The 21,936-nt window shown below is 50.4% G+C and carries 9 protein-coding genes; all 9 read left to right on the forward strand.

Features of this window, described 5'->3' with window-relative positions:
- Window positions 1-1,040: 1,040 nt before the first annotated feature.
- The gene (locus HZA49_11350; GenBank protein MBI5780032.1) at window positions 1,041-2,156 is read left to right on the forward strand and encodes a hypothetical protein; all 1,116 of its coding nucleotides are present in this window, start codon (window positions 1,041-1,043) and stop codon (window positions 2,154-2,156) included.
- Window positions 2,153-3,388, forward strand: a complete 1,236-nt coding sequence (locus HZA49_11355; protein ID MBI5780033.1) for a hypothetical protein — start codon at window positions 2,153-2,155, stop codon at window positions 3,386-3,388. The genes HZA49_11350 and HZA49_11355 overlap by 4 nt, the downstream gene beginning before the upstream one ends.
- A gap of 276 nt (window positions 3,389-3,664) precedes the next feature.
- Window positions 3,665-4,120 carry a hypothetical protein gene (locus HZA49_11360; GenBank protein ID MBI5780034.1) on the forward strand — a complete coding sequence of 152 codons (456 nt, stop codon included), beginning with the start codon at window positions 3,665-3,667 and terminating at the stop codon, window positions 4,118-4,120.
- A 514-nt stretch (window positions 4,121-4,634) separates the two neighbouring features.
- Complete coding sequence (locus HZA49_11365; protein MBI5780035.1) at window positions 4,635-5,438, forward strand: hypothetical protein; 804 nt, start codon at window positions 4,635-4,637, stop codon at window positions 5,436-5,438.
- 58 nt (window positions 5,439-5,496) lie between these two features.
- On the forward strand, window positions 5,497-6,474 hold the full coding sequence (locus HZA49_11370) for a hypothetical protein (protein ID MBI5780036.1): 978 nt from the start codon (window positions 5,497-5,499) through the stop codon (window positions 6,472-6,474).
- 296 nt (window positions 6,475-6,770) lie between these two features.
- Window positions 6,771-8,951 carry a sigma 54-interacting transcriptional regulator gene (locus tag HZA49_11375; protein MBI5780037.1) on the forward strand — a complete coding sequence of 727 codons (2,181 nt, stop codon included), beginning with the start codon at window positions 6,771-6,773 and terminating at the stop codon, window positions 8,949-8,951.
- A 142-nt stretch (window positions 8,952-9,093) separates the two neighbouring features.
- On the forward strand, window positions 9,094-9,504 hold the full coding sequence (locus HZA49_11380) for an endonuclease domain-containing protein (protein MBI5780038.1): 411 nt from the start codon (window positions 9,094-9,096) through the stop codon (window positions 9,502-9,504).
- A 362-nt stretch (window positions 9,505-9,866) separates the two neighbouring features.
- Entirely contained in the window at window positions 9,867-10,136 is a 270-nt protein-coding gene (locus HZA49_11385) for a hypothetical protein (protein ID MBI5780039.1), read from the forward strand.
- Window positions 10,137-10,347: 211 nt separating this feature from the next.
- The coding region (locus HZA49_11390) for a hypothetical protein (protein ID MBI5780040.1) at window positions 10,348-21,936 on the forward strand (11,589 nt) is incomplete at its 3' end.

Here is a 21,936-nt window from a genome sequence, read left to right on the forward strand (position 1 = left end):
CCGGTTATTGCCTCGTTGGATAACATGATGAGGGAAACCGACGGCAACGGCTCTGGCGATTCGTGGCATGATCTCAATTTTGTCAAAGAGCGACTTGAATGTCAAGAAAAACAGGCATTAGAAAATATGTGGTCTGTCCCCACCCCAGTCCCCACCCCAGGCAGCGGAGTGGATACGCAGCGAAGGAATGGGAATAAATTCGTATGGCTTGCCCAGCTCATAGAATATTGGCTGGGTGTACCCAGATTACCGTGTTAAAGAAAATGCTGTTTTTATACCACAACGTCATCAAACTCAATAGAATAGCGGGAAAGAAAATATGTGGTCTGTCCCCGTAATGGGGACAGTCACCGGTTTTACAGGCCATTTTCTGGAATCATAAATATCATTTTTTACAGAAACGGTATCTATAAATTTTTTCAAGAGCTGTTTTATATTTATTTTTAATTTTCCTGCAAGCCATCCCCCTGGATTCAAGACCGTGGTCCGGGAATCCATAAACTGTTGACTTCCAGATGCATATACCGATGTATAGAATTACGAACTCGTGTGATATCGGATACTCATACCGATGTATAGAATGCCGAAACTATGGGATACCGGACACCTATACCGATGTATAGAATGCCTTAGCCGTTAATTGCTGAATGCATAGATGTCTATCTGTAATCCGCAAGGGGCGGACTGCCTAATACCAAGGCGGATGTATAGAATGCCGAAGCCGGCAGATGCCGGATGTCTGAGGGTGGGCTGGTAATTCGCTAAGAACTTCCGGCCGGATACCTATACCGATGTATATAATGCCGAAATCGTTGGATACCGTATACCTATACCGATGTATAGAATGCCAGAGCGGTCCGATACCGACTAAGGGGAGGTGGTATACCCCCCCCTGGCTCGAAAATCCTCCTTATTTATCAATGGGTTATGAAAAGTAAACGTGCAAAAAGCGGATATTTGTTGATTTCCTCATAAAAAATGTTTATTATACGATGTGATGATACTATGGATAATGGATATAATAAAATAGGAGTCCTAAAATGCAGGTTTATCGGCCGTTTTACTCGCTAAAGTTCTTTGAGAAAGCCAAGACATTTTCGCCACTCCTGAAACGCTATTTTGTGGACCAGCACCAGACCTTTGCTGATTTCCCCTGGGATAAGTTTAACCCGAAAGACCTATTTGATAGATACACTAAATTAGACGGTGAGAAACAAAAGAGGTTCCATCAGCAATTGGGAATGGTGAATGACCTGGCTATACCTAAGGCAATGCCTTACCTGACTAAAAAGGCGCGGGAGTTAGACATAGATACGGCGGATAAAACCCCTTATGAATTAGCATTACTTTTTTATCTGGAAAAGCCGATTGATTTTTACAATAGTCATGAGTTCTTTAACATAGAGCAAAATAAAGGATATTCGGACTTTATAGGAAAGAACAAGAAGCAACCCAAGCCGTTTGAGAGTATTATGCCTGTATGGAGAGAAGCAATTAAGGGGGAACTTAAAGAGCAGGACCGGGGGAATCTGGTAATTAAATATTGTGAGGAACCTGGGGAAAACAGCCGAAAGGCATATCTGATTTATTATGAGGACTATAAGCGGCAGGAACGAAAAATTAAGAATGATGACCTGTCTTATGAGGATGGCCGGCCGGTCTATGAGGCGGTGCTGATATATTCTGATGATAAGCAACTGAAGATGAAGGCGCGAAATAAGCCCATCCGTGATGTATGCAAAGATACATTTGCTCGTATAGTTTTGGGTGATGCGGATTTCTTTAATCATCCGGACGCTGAAAAGACGTATAAACTCGATAAATTCTGCACCCTGCCTTTAGAATATGAGGCCAAGCCGGAATACGGGATTGAGAGCGTAAAAGAAACCGGTATCAAGGTTACCAAGAATGGTTCGGGGGAGACGATTGAACTCCATTCAGAAAAAGACCTGAAGGGATTGCTCAAGACACATAATATCAATCTTAATCAGGTAGAGATAACCCAGATATTCCTGAAGATTAAATTTTCCGAAGGCGGACGCAGTTCCCGGCGGACTATCTGGATGAGCCAGTCCAATCATAGCAATATCTGCGATTCTGATGCCGACCGGATTATCGGCGCCTGCCTGAAGGATTGGAAGATTGCTAACCGATGAACATCTTTGATGCTTTAGAAACACGTCTTGAGCCGAAGTTTAATAACATAAAATTCAGGGAATTAGAGCCGACCGATACTGTTAAGCAATTCTGCGAATTAGGGTTATTAAAACAAGTCCCGATAGATAAGTTTAGTTGTGACCAATGCTGGGAGAATTGCCGTGGACTTAGTATTGGGCTGGTTAATGGTAAACTTGGTGGTATCTGCCCGAGCGGTTTTCTTGAAACGCCACACCAACTTACACCCGATGAAACCCAGGGCTGGCAGTTTGATTTTAACCGCCTGGCCGAATTAATCTGCGCTAAATCCAACCTGGTCCCGGGCGGCGAAGAAAAAACAGGGAATTTAATGCCGATTGCCTATGAACAGATAAACGGAAAAAATATGGCGGTTATCTATGGCTACGGATTTGGTTATGACTTAATTCACCCGGAAGAAGTAATCGCGGACTGCTTTGGCATGTTCAGGGCGGACGAATTGTTTATCGTCGTCCCTTCCAATGCCGCCTTGCTGATAGGCGGGATTAATTCGTTAAGAAACACTCATTTAATCACATTAAAAAACGTGTTGAGGAATAATTTTGATATAAGCGATATTATCAAGAGAAAAATATCTGAATCTAAAGCAACCTCTGATACAAAGATGTCCGTTAAATTCCCTACCCCTGACGGAACTACCTGGGATAATACCACCATTGAATTTATTACAGAAGATGGAGTGAAAATTAATATGCCCGGATTCCAGCATCCATACACTAAACACTTTTCTGTAATGGGGTTCCAGGATACCCGGCGCACTTCACAAGGAATTGTACCTGATAAGGCCTGGCGGGTATTCCGGTTGATAGCCCAAAATCAAGGCGAATGGACATTAGGAGACCTGCTTAAAAAAGCAAAGGTATTCCGTAAGAAGAAAGGTTTTGACCCGGCTGTAGCCGAGTTATCAGCAGCCGCCCAGAAAGAAGAATACCTTAAACAATTCACCGGCATCACGATAGCCGGTATGAAAGTATCAGATATACCAACATACGTAGGGATGTTACGCAAGCGGCTTAAGGAATACTTTGGCATAAATGACGACCCCTTTTATCCTTACTATGCCAGAGGTAAAAAGCCGGGCTATCAGGCCAAATTCAAGGTTTTCTGCTCATATAAGGAACCCCCCGGCTCTTTTGATACGCCAGCCGATTTAGAAGACAGTTCCATAGCGGATGAAAATTCGCCCCTCTAAATAGCGTTATTCCCCAAGAATCCATATAAAAGATTTTCCCCCGTTTTTAATCAGGTATTAGAGCGTTTGCCATAGCAATTATACCTTATCTTTCTGTAATATAAGACGTTATAATAAAGCACCCGGTCATTACATACCATTACAAACTATCCCCCCGACTATAAAACTCCTTGCCGCGATATCGGACATTGAGCGAATTTTCGCCAGATAGGGTTATCAGGACAACCTCACCGGCCATTATGGCTGATGATGACTTGCCTGATAAGGAGTATCGGTATGAAGGATATAGAAAAAAAGCCCGATGAGGTGAATTCGTATGAGTTCCTCTATAAGCATCTCTACGAGATGACCAAAAAGGGCGGGTTTGAGGCGGAGTTTACGCAATTTAAGGCGACCCTGCCTTATCTAAAACGGTTTGAGCGGCTGATTGACCTGATGATTCTTATTGAGAAAGACCGGGCGTCAATACCGGATAGTTTACTGGATGACCTGGTTAAACTCTATCAATCACGCCGGGACCCCAGGCCGACGGTCATAATACTGGTTATGCTGATGCTCTGGAAGGATTTGGAAGGTATTTATGGCCGTTTACCCGAGAAGAAATACGGCGGTCTGGATGAGCGGTTTTCCGATGTGTACTGGCACTTGCTTTCAATTATGAAAGACCGCCGGTTGGAGCATAACACGAGACCGGAAATCATATCCCGCTTGGCCGGCAAGTTCAAGGTCTAAGAACTTCTTTAATACAAGGTAAGTCCCGATGTTCATCGGGATAAGATACTGTAACGGTTGTCCCGATAGGTCGTGACGCCCTAACAGTATCTAAAGAGACAATCAGGATGACGCCGGCAGTTAAGGCGCGTCACTTTATCTGCCGTCCTGATTTGCCTTACTATGGCTGACTGTTTGATGCCTGTTTGGCAGTTAGTTGTATTAACAACAAAACGGGCTTAGCCCCGACAAATACTGTCGGGATAAGAGCCAGTAACCCTTCGTTTACTCAGGGTAAACTTCATAGGTCTAACTGGCTCTAAAATTCTATGATGAGTAGATTTTGGAGGCGGGTCATCAGGATGGTTGTTGAAATCGTCCTGAATGTAATCCGCAATAAGACAAAGCAGTAGCTTTGTCTGGTTAGTCCTGTTCGGGCAGGCGCCTGCCTGAACGGGCTGATTTCCAAAATGAAGGCCCCCGCAAAACGCGGGGGTCTAAGTCGCCCGTACGGGCGACTAAGAGAGGATTTAATATGGCTTTTGAGAAGAAATTCGAACTGAAACTTTATGTGCCGGCCACATGGGAGGTATCCGGCGATATGCCCGTCAGGTGGCGGGATAACCTGAAAAACGCGGCTCCCTATATGTTTGACCATCTTACGGCTAAGATACCGGATGACGGGACATTCATAAACCAGATGGCTACGCCGGCCAACAAGGCCTATCGGGGTCTGCTTAACCCGGCCTTTGTGTCCAGGCATGGACGCACCGCGGACGGCATCGGCAATGCCCACGCCAAGAATATGGGCAAGCGGTTTTCCAAATGGCTGGCTAATCTATCTAAATCCTTCGCCGAGGTGGACGGCGTTCCGGCCAAGGCATTCAAGGATAAGATAGATAACAGCATCGATAACTGGGCCAAGGAGGTAGCGGATAAGACCATTCGCCTGACCGGAGACAAAATCCGGGGTAGAGGCGCGGCTCCGATAGTTTCCTTTTATCTGGCAGGCGATGAACGGGCCGGCGGCTGGATTCAACCGGGCGATTTTGCGGACGGCGCTCCGTATAACATTACCTCGGAGCTGGAGCGGAATTCGCTTAAGGCGGCCATCCAGCAGAGGCTGATTCAGGGCGGAATGATGGTGATTAACTCCGAATACCAGGACCCGGCTATTGTGGAGCAGAATACCATTAATGCCGGACTGCTGACCAAGTTGCGGGACCCGGCCAGGTGCGATGCCTTCGTGGCCACACCGGCGCCGAATACCTGTTACTGTTCATGGGAAATGGACGGTAACTTTTTGGTCCTGCATACGCAGGTCGGCTTGACAGTTTAGTAACCAGAAGCAGGGGCGGGGCAATCCGCCCCTGTCTTCACAACAATAAGGATTTTATATGACATACAATAGAAGATATTTTAGTGATGGGCAGGTGACCACGCCGCAGATTACGGAATCGGCCGTGACTGAGGATAAAATCGCCAATGATGCGGTGACCTCGCCTAAGATTAAGAACGCCACAATCAAGACAGAGGATATTGCCGATAAGGCCGTGACCCTGGCCAAGCTGGGCGATGATGTTCCGGCCGTGGGGATTCCGGATAATTCAATACCAGCGGCGAAATTGGCTGACAATGCGGTTGAGCGTAGGCATATTTCGGCCGCTGCAGTGGACAGTAGTCAGTTGGCAGTAGCCAGTGTGACCACGGAGAAGATAAGGGACGGGGCAGTTACCGGATACAAGATAGGGGCTGGCGCAGTAGACAGTAGTAAGTTAGCAGACAATGCAGTGATAAGTTCCAAGATACAAGATGCGAGTGTGGGGACGAGTAAGATACAGGATAATGCGGTTATCGGATCCAAGATACCGGATGCCAGTATCACCACAGCTAAGCTGGCGACCGGTTCAGTAACCAAGGCCAAGATGGCGGCGAATTCTGTCGGGACCAGTGAACTCGTGAACGCATCAGTTACAGCGGCCAAACTGGCCCCGGGCGTGGGCGGCGGCGATACCCTGACGATGTTCCCAACGCCCCAGACCGCGCTGGACCAAGGCGGAATTATTGCCACTACCCAACCGGCCAGCGTTGACCTGTCTGCAATTATTCCGGTCGGCACCAAAGCCGTTATCGTTTCAATCGCCTGTATCACCCAGGGTTATACGGATGGCGGGATGATGGCCTATATCTACCAACAGGCCGGAGCGGAGTATGCCCTGCAGGTTATGGCTCCGCCGGTTAATGCGCCGGGGATATCGAACGGAGCGTCAGTGATTATGCCCGTAGCTGACGACCGAACATTGCTCTGGCAGGCTTATGTATCAGGAAACAACTCAACTGAGCTAGTTATCTACATACTCGGTTATGTAATGTAGTATCCCGCAATTCTGCGGGATCTAAGAGCCAGTAAATGTCCCCCGAAAGCATTCGGGGTCCTAACTGGCTCTAAGAACGGCGGGTCAGTCCTGATGCCGGTGGCACAGGACAGGACCCTGACCTGGATTGCCTATGTGGCCGGAATAAACTCCACCGAGTTAGTAATCTATGTGCTTGGGTATGTAATATAGTATCCGCCAGAGGCGGGCAGGAATCTAACTGGCTGTAAGGCTTCTTCGTCGCCAACAGCCAGTAAGAATTGACATATTACGGTTAATTTAGTATGGTCTTTACCATGAAGAAGAAACGTCTGGCTGACTACGGCGATTTAATCCAAAACGCCATTGACCGCAACAACTATCCCGAGGCGAAACGTTATGCCGACGTGGCGTTGAAGAATCTTGCCTCTCTGCCGCGCTCGCCGCTGGAGGAATTCCGGATATATGAGCAATCAGGCCGGATTTACTATGGGCTGGGCGAATACACCCGGTCTTTGGATGCGTATTATAAGTCATACCTGTTCGCCTCCAAGAACCTGGCTGAAGAGCCGGGTTATGCCATTAACTGTTTAAGCCGGCTGGGATACACCCTTATAGCGCTCCGGAATATCCGGCAGGCATTGGCCCAATTCCAGAAGGCGCAGGCCTACTGCCGGGAATTTGAGGGCAGATTCCTGTTAAGTAAAGAGAAATACATCCACCTCCTGATTGGGGTTACTTATTGTTATCTTTACCTCAATGACTTCGCCAGGGTTGGCGAGATTCTGGAGAAAGAGGTTCATCCGGTCCTGCCGTCCATAAGCGATAAATACCTTCTGCTGGATTATTATCATTTTAAGGGCGAATACCTGTACAATCTGAAAGATTACGGGCCGGCCAAAGAGTCATTTAACAGATGTGTCGTGATAAGCGAAGAGATTAACCTGTCAGCCGGAGTCCTGGAGGCGAAGGTTCACCTGGCTATGATTGATTTACTGGAAAAACAGGTGCCGGCGGCGATAGCGAAATTGCAGGACGTCGTCAGGACGGGCCGGCGCCAGAAATATAACGAGGTTACCTGCGAGGCGATGCTTCTTTTGGGCAAGGCCTATTCGCTCGGGAACTCGCTACTGCGAGACCACGAGCACTGCGAAGCAGGCGGAGTGAACGAACACCGCAGTGACCGCGATAGCGCTCTAAGCGACAGCGTGACTCCGAGCACCCACCGGAGCTCAGGACAACGCCGCAGCGACTGCGATAGCGAACCGGACAGGTCAATCTCCGTGGAGAAACAGATTAAACCGCTGCTAAATAAAGTGGATGTCGGCTGGCTCTATGAGAGGATCAAGGAGTTTAACGACTTTTATAAACAATTGCAGGAGATATACAGTACCTCCCGGGATGTTCCGCATATTCTAATCAGTGAAGTGGATAAGCATTATAAAAGCGCATCCTATAAAAATATCATTGTCGGCAAGTCCCCGGCGATGCACGAGGTCTATCAGGTAATAGACAAAATCGCGCCGACCGATTTGCCGGTCCTGGTCCAGGGCGAGACCGGGACAGGCAAGGAACTTATTTGCCGGCTTATTCATCGGAAGTCGGCCCGGTCTGAGAAACCGTATTTAGCACTTAATTGCGGGGCTATGCCGGAGAATCTTCTGGAGAACGAACTCTTCGGGCATACGGCCGGCGCTTACACCGGCGCCACCGAGGATAAAAAAGGTTATGTGGAGCTGGCCTCAGGCGGCACCCTGATGCTGGATGAGATTACCAATATGTCGGTTGGTATGCAGCAGAAACTCCTGCGGGTCCTGGAGGAGCAGAGCGTCTGGCCTTTGGGCGCGGAAAAGCCCGTTCCGGTTGACGTCCGTTTCATCTTTGCCTCCAACCAGAACGTGGAGCAGATGATGGCCAAGGGCCTGATGAGGAGCGATTTGTTTTACCGTATCAATATTATCATTATTACCCTGCCGCCGCTCCGGGAGCGTCGGGAAGACATCCCGTTGTTGATAGAGCATTTTATGGGGAAGTATGCCGCAGTCAAAGGTTCGTCATTAGGCATTAGTCATTCTGCATTGGAAATTCTTACTGCCTACGCCTGGCCCGGGAATGTCCGGGAACTGGAGAATGAAATCCAGCGGCTCTGCGTCCTGCACCAGGACGAAAAGGTTATTACCGAAGAGATGCTGGCCGAAAACATTCGTTACACACCCCCGACCACCTCTCCCCGCTTGGGGCGGGACGGAGTTTATCCCGCTCTTGGCGGGACTGTCGCTCCGCAAGAGGGGAAATTTAAGTCCCCTCTAATAAGAGGGGATAAAGGGGTGTGTTACAGAAATGGTAAGACATTAGTCCAATTGCGGGATGAGTTTGAACGTCAGGTTATCCGGGAGGCCATTAAAGAACATAACGGCAACGTGGCCGAGGCCAGCCGGCAACTGGGTTATGACCGGCCCAGTTTATATCGGAAGATGAAGCAACTCGGAATAAAGTAGGCGGCAAGCAGGTAGACATCCGGCATTATGGGTTTTCTGTTACCCGCTCTCAAGAGGGGACTTCCGAAATTGCTCCCCTCTAATAAGAGGGGCGGGGGTGTGTAATCCCTACGGGATACACTTTAACGGAATACCGCAAGGTATGAAAATTCATTATAATAATAAATTGAAATTACTTGCCCGACAACTTCGCAGACAGAGCACCGTGTCCGAGATATTATTATGGCGGCATCTCAAAAACAAACAGATGAAGGGATATGATTTCCACCGGCAGAAACCGATTGATGAGTATATTGTAGATTTCTTTTGTCCCAAATTAAATCTTATTATTGAGATTGACGGGGAGACGCACTCTGAGAAAGCAGAGCAGGATAGATTAAGAGAGCAGAAATTAATGTCATCCGGTTTTTATATTGTTAGATTTCTGGATAAGGATGTAAAGCAAAATATAGAAGGAGTTTTACATCTGATAGAAGAATGGATAGAAGATTATAAAAAGGGCAAAGAGATGCCAGGGGTTAAGCGAATATGGGAGGACGAAACACACCCCTAAATCCCCTCTTTTTAGAGGGGACTTTGGTGCTGTTGCCATTTGCCGACACTTTTAGGTAACCGATGTTACCAAAAGGTAACAAAAATGTTACCTTTTCGTAACGATGTTACCAAAAGGTAACAATAAAAACCACAGATTTCACTGATTTCGCAGATTATTTATCAGCCACTGAGCGCCATAAGGGCGCCACGGCGCTTCGGCGCCAAAAGGCACTTATAACTGCTTATAATACAAGTGGTTATGTAGGGCGTTTTTCTTGGTGTTTTTAGTGCTCTTTGTGGTGAATAATTTTTAAGGTTTTGTGGTAAACTGGCACGGTATTTGCTATATATTTTATTGAATAGTAGAAAGGAAAGCGAGTTATGAAAGAAAATAAGCGGAAGCCGGCAAGGAATCTGGTGAATTTTATCAAGAGCGAGGCAGGCGGCATCAGCCAGGACAAGGTCATCAAAATCGGCGGATTAACCTTAGGGCTGCTGGCCGGGATGTCCGGCCAGGTCTTTGCCCCGCGCACCCATGCCGATACGGTGGATTTGGTATTTAACGCCGGCGCCCCGAGCGTCGGCACCCACGCCAATACGGTGAGTTGGAGCTGGGGTTGGGGTAATTGGAGCGCCTGCAGTTGCGCGTAAATGAGAGGGTTAAAACGAGAAATACTAAACACGAATAGGACGAATAAGAGCGAATAACACGAATATGGATGATTTCGTTTATAAAGAATTGTCGGAAGAACCAATAATTATTCGTCTGATTCGCCGTATTCGTGTGATTCGTGTTAATCTTTTGAACTGTTGAACCATTTGAAATCTTGAACATTTGAGCTATCTGGAAAAGGAGTTGAATATGAAATTCCGTCCGCTACAGATTTTTCTGCTCTTTGCCGTATTGGCCGGCTTTACCGGTTCACTGGTCTATGCCGCCACGACGAACCAGTGGACCCAGACCACATTCTATCCCTCGGACGGGACCTATTCTAATACGCGACCGGCTGATAATAATAATGCATCCGTAAGTATCTCTGCCACCGCTTATGCCACCAGCGGTCCTTTGACTGATTTGGTCCCGGCCCAGTTGGACGGCGACCCGGAAATGGAATATGTGGCGGCCAATACGGCCGGGGCGGTTTACGCCTTTGACAATAACCATTCACTGCTCTGGTCCCGGACCGGGCTGGGTTATATCCTTTCCCTGGCCGCGGCTGACGTCAACAACGACGGGACCGACGATATCATTGTGGGGACTCAGGGCGCTTCAACGCTCTGGATCCTGGAAGGCGATAATTCCGGCAATACCCTGGCCGGGTTCCCGATCGGGAACGCTAATATCTGGAGTGAACTTGATCCTATCGGCGGAACATTCTGGACTACAACGAAATATTTTCACATGGTTCGTTCGGCCCAGTTGGATGGCGATGCCAATAGAGAGATTATCGGCGCGACCTCATTCGGAACGGTGCGCGCTTTCCAGGATACCGGCGCCATATCCTGGACCTACATAGTATCAGGAACCGGCTATTCATATGATTATGTGCGGATTTTAGGCCTGGCCGCGGGCGATATCACCGGCGACGGGCGAGACGATGCGATATTTACCGTAAGGTCTTCCAATGCCTCTTATAATAATCGTCTTTACGCAGTCAACGGCGTAACCGGTTTAATCATCTCCGGTTTCCCGGTCAATACCTCCAACCAGAATTATACCGATGTTAAATTGGATAATATCTGTCTGATTGATTCGGACGGCGCGGGCGGCAAGGACCGGATTGCCGTGGGCTGTTCGGACGGCCTGGTGCGCTATTATAATTTCAGCGGCGGGCTGGCGGCCAACTCGCCCAATCTGGGCTCGGCGGTTTATTGCGTCACGCCGAGGAACACCAACGGCGCGGCCGGCGAAGAAACCCTGGCCGGCACCAAGTCCGGCCAGTTATACAGCGTCACCAGCGCCGGGACCGGCTCCAACTGGAATAACGCAATGAACGGTTTTGTCTTCAGGGCGACAAATCAGAATATCACGAATCTGTTTACTGTTTTATCCAGATACATCCATGATATATTCAGGGATAACGGCTCTTCCAGCGGGATTGGGACAGCCCAGATATCCTATGCCAGCGCGGTCATTTCAAGAAGCGGCGGGCAGTTGGATTTTGTTCATATTTTATGGGATGGTAATATCTACAGATATACCGGGCCGGGTTCTTATACTTCGCCGCTGATAAATCCAACCAGCGGTATCCTGAGATGGCGGACCCTGACCTATAATTCTTCATCGGCGGCGACTGTGGACGTCCTGCGCGGGTCTGACAACCTGGTTCTGGCCATTAATGTCGCCTCAGGCGCCGACCTGTCCACGTTATCGGGTATAGGTAATTATAACGGCTCGCTCCGGCTCAGGACAAACCTGCAGGGCGCCGGGATATTGAGCGATTGGTCGGTATCTTACGAAACCGGCGCGGTCCAGACCTATACCTCAACCGGGACCGGTAACTGGACCAATCCGTCAACCTGGAATCCGGCCGGCATCCCCCAGCAGGGCGATACCGTGACCATCCTTAATACCCATAATGTGTCCATTACCGATACGCGATATGCCAGGAACCTGACCATAAACAGCGGCGGGACCCTGACCTTTAATATGACCTCGTCCTCGCCGACATTGATATTGGACGCAGACGGCGCGATTACCAATAGCGGCACGGTCGCGGCCAATAACACCAATACGACGTTTCCGGCCGTCATCTCATCTACCGGGCTGGCTACCTGGAATTCAGGCAATGGCCTGGTCCCGTCCGGCGGCTCTAATCAGTTCTATGTGCTGGCCAACTTCATATATCTGCCCCAATTAGTTACCTATGGCAATACTCTCCGCCTGGCCGGCAATGTCTATGCCGACTCCACCTCGGTTATTTCCATAACGGATAATGCCCTGGCCCGGCTGGATTTGATAGATAACTCTTATCTTCGTTGCCGGGCCGGGATTGCCAACTACGGGTATCTGGTCCTGGGCCGGAATACCAGAGTAGAGATGGACCAGCAGTCCGCGGCCCTGGCCCAGATTTATAATTATGCCAACGGCGTCATTACGGCCACCGGCACCTCGTCTGCCTCACGGGACTGCCGGATATACCGCTCTACCGGTTCTATACTTGCCGGTCGGTGCGAGATATATTTAGCCAATGATTCCGACGCCCGGTTCCAATATTGCGATATCGCCGGGATGATAAGAATCTATTCGGACCAGATTGCCGGCGCGGCCACCGGCCTGCGCCCCAGCGAAGGCCTGACCCTGGACTCCTGCGATATCAGGGATTCCTACGCTAATAGTTCCTACGAGACCTTTTCCTGCGGCGTATATCTGTATTATGGAACTGCCGCCAACCAGACCGGCAACACCGTCACCAATAACAATATCTACAATATCAATGCCGGGACGGTTAACAATTACGGCATCTATATCCAGTGCGGCAATACGACCAACTCGTCATCACACACTATTAGCGGCAACACCATCTATAATATCACTGCTTCCAGCGATGCTAACGGCGTCACCTGGTGGAATAATAATGCCAGTTGGGCCGGCGCATTTAATAATAATAATATTTATAATTGCGACCTGGGAATGAGATTCCTTCTTAACAGCGGTAACGGGTTAGTAATCAGCGGTTGTAATTTCGGGGTATTAGGCGCCAATACCGTGGCGGATATTTCCCTGGATAATAATATTGCAGGCATCATACTTTTACGAAATTGTTTACTGGACTCTCCGACCGAGGTGAATGCGTTTACTACCAATGCGATTGGGCAGGCCGGCGTGATGTCAAAACTGCACGATAATACGCCGGGCTTAACGCGCATCTGGGGCGATTGGCAGGCATCGTGGTTCGGAGAGAGCAATAGTTTCAGGTATGATACCGCGTTATACGCCGGTTCGGGCGATGCTAATGTCCAGAAGGTGATAGAATTCGGTCCGTCCGGCGCGGTTTCTGTGGTCTTAGACGGCGCGGTAACCGCGATGTTATCGGGCAGCCGTTACACGGCAAATTCTTCAGGCGCTAGTGTCACTCTGGTCGGGGTGGCCGGCGCGCCGGTCATCGTCCGCTCGGTTACCGGTAATACCAACCCCTACGGGTTTTATATCTATCGTTCCGCGGCGACCTACCCGGCGGTTTCTATGAACTATGTCCAGTTTGAGAACCTGAATGCCCAGGGATTATGTATCGGCGGAATGCCCGGCACGCTCGTGGATAATGACCGCAGATATTGCACGGTCAGCACATTTAGTAATATTGCATTCAGGAATAACGCCGCCGCCGGCCGGCATCTGACGATGCGCCAGGGCGTAACCGCGACCTATAGCGGTCTGTCGTTTGATTCATCCACGACCTACGACTTTAGCGTGGGCGCTAATATGGGCGCTGTTAATACAATCCTGACGATGTCCAACTGGACCAGGCAGCGGACCGCGGCCAGCGACCAGGCCCAGGCAGGTTCATCGGTAACCTGGTCGGCCATCGGGACGAATAAGGTTACCTCGGGGACGAGCGCTTTTTGGGCCGATGCCGCGGCCTGGACGCCTTCAGGAGCGCCGGGCATAAACGATAATGTTACCATTACCACGACCTTGTATATCACCAATAGCGCGACCGCGGCCCTGTGCCGGCAACTGACCATTAACCCTGCTTCCATCCTGGCCTTTACCTGGAGCGGAACCGACCTGACGAACAATGCGACACTGCAACTGGCGTCGGGCGGAACGATTGTTAATAACGGCGCTATCAGGTTCCAGTCCAAGCCCGCGGATAGCCGGTATGCGGTCATAGAGACCTCCAGCGCGGCCACGGCCACGCCGCTGATATTCACCGGCGCCGGGATTGATTTCGCGCTGCAGGCAGATAGCACCAGCGCGTCCAATCCCCAGTGGCGTTTTAACCGGGTGGATTACCGGCCGGCGCTGACCGTGGCCGGAACCGGCGTCAGGGTGGAGTTCGGGGATAATATGTGGACTACCGCGGTTAATGTTGACCGGGATACGACCCTGGCCTTTGACCCGGCCACCACGGCCACCTGGATTGCCAGCGGTAGTATTAATGTCGGGACCGGAGCCGGCGCAGGTGACGGTGTTCTGCAGATTATCGGGCAGGCCAACCAAGGGGCAAACCTGCGTCTCAACTGCGCCTCTACCGGACAATACGGCCTGATTATCCAGGCCAACGGCACACTCACGGCCACCGGTACATCCTCTGCCAACCGCAATGCCACCATTGCCTCGCTTAGCGCCAACCGGGGTTATATCTACTGCCAAGCGCAGTCAACTTCAATATTCCAGTATTGCGAATTGTTCAATTTAGGCGATAGCGGGGCAGTGGAAAGATATGGGCTGGTGATTTCAGGGGTGGATGGCTCCCAGGCCGGGCAATATAACTGGATTGATAACTGCACGATTCGGGATGGTTATCAAGGAATCTATTATAATAATTCGAGTAATCATACCGGCGCTAATAGAGGAGTGACTAATAATATTGTATATAATATTGCAAACAACGGTATTGTATTTGTTACAGGTTCTTCTACAAATACCGCAGCCGCAAATACTGTTTACAATTCTGGCGTTGGGTTAACAGCTGGCGGGACATCTCCTAATAACACTTTCAGTAATAACATTGCTTATAATAATGTAGGGCCTGGTGGTTTTATAGCAAATGGCAGTTCAAATTGCTCACTTATTAACGAGAATTACTACAACAATGGTCGGGGACTCCAGATTGGCAATAATAACGCCGGCGTAAATAATACTGTTGTCCAGAATTGCTGGTTTGGAGTTATCTCGCCGACCGGAACACCTGCACCTAATACTACCGGAGATATATATATGCTACCGTTGGCCAACGAGGTTTACCAGGCCAGATTAGAGAATTGCCGTCTGGACTCGCCGACTGAGGTTTATTGGGCGCAGACCTTACCGGGCGCCGGGACTTATGTTGTCTCCCAGCGTCACGACCAGCAGGATGGTCAAATCAGAATCTGGGGCGATTATCTGGTCTCATCAGGCACGGTTAACTGGAACACCACCCAGCCATCATATAGCGGCGGCACGGACGGCGGCACAGCCAAGCAAGTCAGGTTTATGCAGGGACCTTCGGGCTTAAATAGCGGCCGCTCGCGGTTTCGTCTTGATTCCGGCGCGATATTGGATATGTCTTCGGGTAATACGGACGCACTGCGCACTACGGTCCTGGCCGATAATACCGGCTATCCGGTTGACCTGGTCGTCAGCGGGACCGTGGTGGCTAATTATTATACCCTGAATAACCTGGGTGTGGACGGGCTTTATCTGGCTTGTCCCAGCGCCAATATTAGTTCTTTGGATAACGGGATATTCCAGGATTCATCAGCGCTAAGCGGCTCGGCCCATATCCGGTTTAATAATGCCTCGTTCGGGGCCAGCCGGACCTTTGACGGCTGTTCTTTTGATAACACCACGATATATGATGTTAATGCGGATATCGGCGGAAATACCATCACGATGACCAATTATACCAATGACTTGCCGCTGGGCGGCAGCAAGGATTATCGCGAGGGGTCAAGTAATGTGGTTTGGTCCTCCAGCAATATCCAGTCCCAGGCCAGCGGTATCTGGTCTAACTCCGGCACCTGGGTGGGCGGCGCGGTGCCAACTATCGCGGATAACGTGACGGTCAATAGCGGCCATACAGTGACCGTTAATAACAGTATCTCAGCCGGTAATATCCAGATTAACAGCGGCGCGACATTGAGGGTTACCGGCTCAATTTCGCCGGGCGTGAACCTGACCATTGCCGGCGGCGGGACGATTACCAATTCCGGGACATTCCGGGTCTATGGCGCCACCTATCCCGTCACCATCACCTCAAATACGGTCAATCAATATGCGGTTATTACCGGCACGGATATCCAGTGGGAGGTGCCCTGTGCGCTGGGAATGATTGATTACCGGCCGATTACAATGACCGTTCCCTACACCGGCTATTCCGGCGTGACCGTGACCTTTATCAGTCCTATGAGGACCAGGGGGGTGCAGATAAACAGCGGGGGCGAGGTCAGGCACCAGGCCCCGGGCGCGGACTGGTTCATCAACGGCGACCCGGCGGCTTCGGGCACGGCGGCCGGTAATATAATAGTAAACGGCGTCCTGCGCCTGGGCGCCAATACCACGACCCGGATTAACTGCCCGGATTCTAATGAACAATACGGGATTAGGGTCAATACCGACGGCAAGTTCTATGCCTACGGCGACTCTAATACCAATCGTAATTGCTACATCTATCGTGGCGGGACATACCGGACTTACATATATATGAATCAATGCGAGGTGATTTTTCAGTATGTAGATATGGCCGATATGGGCAGCGCCGGTCCTATCTATGGATTCCGTCCACTCAGTATTGACGGCAGTTTGGCCAATCGCGGCCTGACCGTCCGGGGATGTAATTTTTATAATTCCGGGTACTTCTACCTTACTTCCTGCATAAATAATAATGCCGCTAACAGTAACAGGGGTATCTATGATAATAACCTGTATAATAGTGTTGCTGTGCTATTATCAACCAATTCCCTGAATAATACCATTTCAAACAACTCGGTCTATGGGATGACAAGCGCCGGGCTGCGGCTGGATAATATGAATAATTTTACGCTGCCGGCCGGAGCTATTAATATCTCATCAGGCGGGGGTCTGATTATCGGTTCTTATAACGGTTCATCCAGTAATAACAATCTTACATTTAATATCCTGAATATTACAGCCGGGACAAATGGAATTCAGTTAGGCGGTCAGAGTTACAGCGCCAATAATAACGCAATTACCGCGACTACCTGTTCTATTTCAGGCATTACCAGAGGCATTACAATGACAAATTCATCCGGTAATACCTTTAACGGAATGAACATATCCGGGGCGACTAATTACGGATTGTTTGTTGACGGCGCCTCCAGAGATAATACGTTCAGGAACTGCACCATCGGCACCTCCACCAGCGGCGACATCTATTTTAATGATGATGCCATCAGCAAGACCTTGCTGTTACAGAATTGCGCCCTGAATACCGCATTAGAGGTGGTCACGACCACGATGACGACACCCGGTTCGTATATCAAATCCCAGCGGCACGACGCTACCGCGGGCCTAACCGCCATCTGGGGCGATTATACGATTAGTCCTTCCGGGACCACCGAGCGGTATAATTATGCCAACGAGACATATACCGGAGCAGGGGATGCCTCTGTAGCCAAACAGTTACGGTTCGGGGCCAGCAGTATTACCGGGCTGAATCCCAATTCCCGGATAACCGCGCCCATCGGAACGACATTAGAACTGCTGGGCGCATCGGGTCAGGCCACGGCCGTGGGCCGGTATGGTTCGGGCGCTCATCGTTTCGCCCTGCCGGTTTACGGAACACTGGCCGCCAACTACTGCAGTTTTGACTACCAGGATACGCCGGGTATCTATCTGTATCCCGGCGCAATCCTGACCCAGTTGAATAATGCGACATTCACCAATGCCGTTACCTCAGGCGGGTTTTTCCTGCAATTAAGGACCGGGCAGGATATCACCTCGTCCAATTGTTCGTTTGATACCAGCGCCCCGACCCAGGCCCTGGTCCGGGCATTCGGCTCCTTGCCTTCCATCCTAAGGTTTGCTAACTGGACTAACACGCAAGCCGGAAACCGGGACGATGAAGAATCATCTACCGGCTCGCTGGTTTACTGGAACGGCAATTACCAGGCCACCCGGACCGATATGAGCGCGAATGTCTATCGCGGCCAGAACGATAACGTATTCCTCAGGTTCACCATGGGATTGCCCAGCGGCGTGCTGGGGGTTAACAATGAGGAACGGGTCTTGAGGAGTATCCGGGTGGATAAATTAGGCGCGGCGGCTGATGACCAGGTCAGCGCCATAAGGATATACCGCGATATTAACGGCAACAGCGCATTCGATCCGGCCGTAGATACCCTGGTGTCGCCGGCCACTAATACTTTCATCAGCGGTTATTCGGTTATTACTCTAACGTCATACCAGGCCCTGACCTCAACGACTTCGGCCAATAACCAGTTCTTCATAACACTGGATATTCCAAGCACGGCCACCACCGGGACTAATATATTGGGCGTGGCCATAACCAACACGGCGTCCTGTGTCTGGGAGCCGGGCTTCGGGATGATCGGTTCGTTTCCGTTGACCACGACCTTGCGGAGCATAACCGACCCGCCCGTCACCCTGCCGGACGGCTGGATAAGAATATCCACCGAGTCAGACAGCGATTATGCGGGTGATAATACCATAAACAGCGACGGGGCCGGGCAACTCAAGACCCGTAATGTGGTAACCGGCACGACCACGACCTATTTTATCCGGGTCCAGAATGACGGGACGGTTGATGATACCTTTGAGTTGAACGGAACAAACCCATCCGGTTATCCCAATTGGACGATTTCATATTATAATGCCCTGAGCGGCGGGACGGATATCACCGGCAGTATAATCGCCGGCTGGCCGCAGGTGGTTACGGCCGGGCAGTATATCAGTATCCGCGTGGAGGTAACCCCAAATAGCGGGGCCAGCGGCTCAGCCGACGTCAACGTTGATACCTATAATTCAGCATATAGTATAATGGATCGGGTCAGGTGCCAGACCTGGGTCAGGCCGTATTATGTGGACGGATTGGTCCAGTCGCCCGGTGGTCCGTGGACCGGTGACGGCGTATATAATAGCAGCGGAACTAACCAGCAGGTTTCTCAGCAGGCGCAGACAAACGGAAGCGTCACCTATTATATCCAGGTGCAGAATGAAGGCGCCGGCAGCGATACGTTTACGGTCAGTGGCGCCTCGGCGCCATCGGGCTGGACCGTGAGTTATTATTATGGCAGCGAGATAACCCTGCCGTATAATCTGCCGTTAAATAGCGGGATTACAGCAACCCTGACGGCTGTGGTCAGCGCGGACGGGACAGTGCCGGGCGGCAACTTATGGAGCCAGTATCTCGCTTCTATTTCACAGGGCGATAGCAGTGTTTCAGATACGGTCAGATGCGACACCCAGGTAACTAATTCCTACCGGGTGGATGAACTGGTCAAACTTAATAACGAGACCGCCGGCGCCTACATCGGAGATAATATCTACGAGGTCTCACCGTCAATCCAGGTCCGGACCTACAGCGCGGATATCAATACCACCGCCTCGTACACGGTGCAGATAGCCAATGACGGGAATATAACTAATACTATGGTAGTAACCGGCACCGGAGGCGGGGTATTGGGCGGCGGCAACTGGACCGTAACCTATTATGACGGGACGACGAATATAACGGCTGATATGATTGGGAGCGGTTATAGTATAGCATTAGGGCAGGCCATCAGCCGTGAGATTCGGGCCGAGGTCAGGGCCGATGCCTCCGTAACGTTAGGCACGGTTTATCCCATCTATGTCAGGACACGTTCAAACAGCGACTCAACGATGTCAGATACGGTCAGGGCCAATACCTCGGCAGGCGCCTACAGGCCGGACCTGCTTTATTCATTGCCTTCTCCGGTGAGTTATGCCGGCGACAGCAGTTACGCTAATACTAATCCGCCGTTGGGCTCGCCGGCCCAGAATCTTATTAGGTATACCGATTCCAGCGGGCCGATGGTGTCTTACTACATTAGAATCCAAAATGACGGACTGGATGATACCTTTACCATTACCGGTTCAGCCGGGGTAGCCGGGCAATGGGTGGTGACCTATTATGATGAGAATAGTATTGATGTCACAAATGCCATAACCAGCGGCACCCACACAAAAGCAATTTCAGGCAGCGCCACCGTTGATTATTACCGGGTGGAGGTGGAGCCCATCTCAAGACCGGCTTCAGATGTGTTTAATGCTTATATTTATGCCTATTCGCAGGGCGAGGCGAGTTTCTACGATGCGGTCAGGTTCCAGACCATCATCAGGAGTTACCAGCCGAATAACTATATCAGGACCTCGGCCGGCGGTTATGTCGGGAGTGATATAAATGATAGCGGAAGCGGTAATAACAATGAGGCGCAGAATGTGGATAGCAATGCGAGTGTGCCGACATATTACACGTTGCTCAGGCCGGTGACATATTACGTCCAGATTATGAATGAAGGTAATGATACTAACTCGTTTACCGTGACCGGCAGTCCATCTTCAGCGGGCTGGACGGTTTCATATTATAATGTGCCGACCAATACGGATGTGACGAATCTTATGACCGGAGCTGGGTTGTCTATCAGTAATCTTTCAGGCGGTATATCAAGAGAGATTTATACGCGGCTTACGCCGAATACCGGACTGGCGGTCGACAGTGTCATAACCACATATATTCGCGCGTCTTCATCTGTAGGGACGGCGGCTTCTGATACGGTCCGGGCTGTAACCACGGTCAACCGGAATTACTTCCCTGATTTGCATATCAAGCGGTATCAGGATGCTCAAGGGGATTATACGGGCTTGAATAGTTACTTGGAATCAGCCGCAGACGGCTGGCAGACCGTTGCCACCCCGACCACGATTGCCCCGGGAGAAGCGGTGTCGTATCATATCAGGGTAGAGAATGACGGCAATTATGCGGAGACCTATACGGTAACCGGCACAGCCGGCACCGGCGGCTGGACCGTGAGTTACTATGATGATGTTGATGTCGACCGGACCATCAGTTTTACCGGCACGGGCTGGTTGAGTCCGAGTATCGTATCAGGTACGGCTATAACTATTACGGCAAGAGTTACCCAAAGCGGAGAAACGCCGGGCGTGACTGTCTACCATTATATAAGGGCCAGAAGCGCCAACTTAAGCAGTGAAAGGGATACAGTCAGAACCGCGACCACTCCTTTGGTGACTTATCAGGCAGATAACTGGGTGAAACGATACAGCGACCCTGAGGGGAATTATATCCTGGATGGCACATATAATCTGGACGGGACTGGTCAGACAGTAACCAATACGGTTAATAATAGTGCGGTGGTGTCATACAATGTCCGTATCCAGAACGACGGTAATGTCAACGAGACCATCACCATAACCGGCAGTCCGGCCACGGCGGGCTGGACGGTTTCATATTATAATGCGCCAACCGGCGGAACGGATATTACCAGCCAGGTATTGTCCGGCGCCTATAGCCAGACCGGCATAGCGCCGGCGGTCAGTTATACCATCAGGATTGAGGTTACAGCTGGAGCCACAACCACGCTGCTGGGCAACAGCGTCCTGACCACTACGGTCAGGGCCAAGCCGGTGGATACTTCAGTCATCAGCAGCCAGGATGTGGCGCTATGTGTTACCCAGGTAAATCCGGTTTATACGATGGATAATATGGTAGCCGTAACCTCAACTTATTATGGAGATAATATATACAATTCTACCGGTTTCAGCCAGACCGATGTAACCAGCACC

The organism is Planctomycetota bacterium, from assembly GCA_016235865.1.
Lineage (GTDB): Bacteria > Planctomycetota > MHYJ01 > JACQXL01 > JACQXL01 > JACRIK01.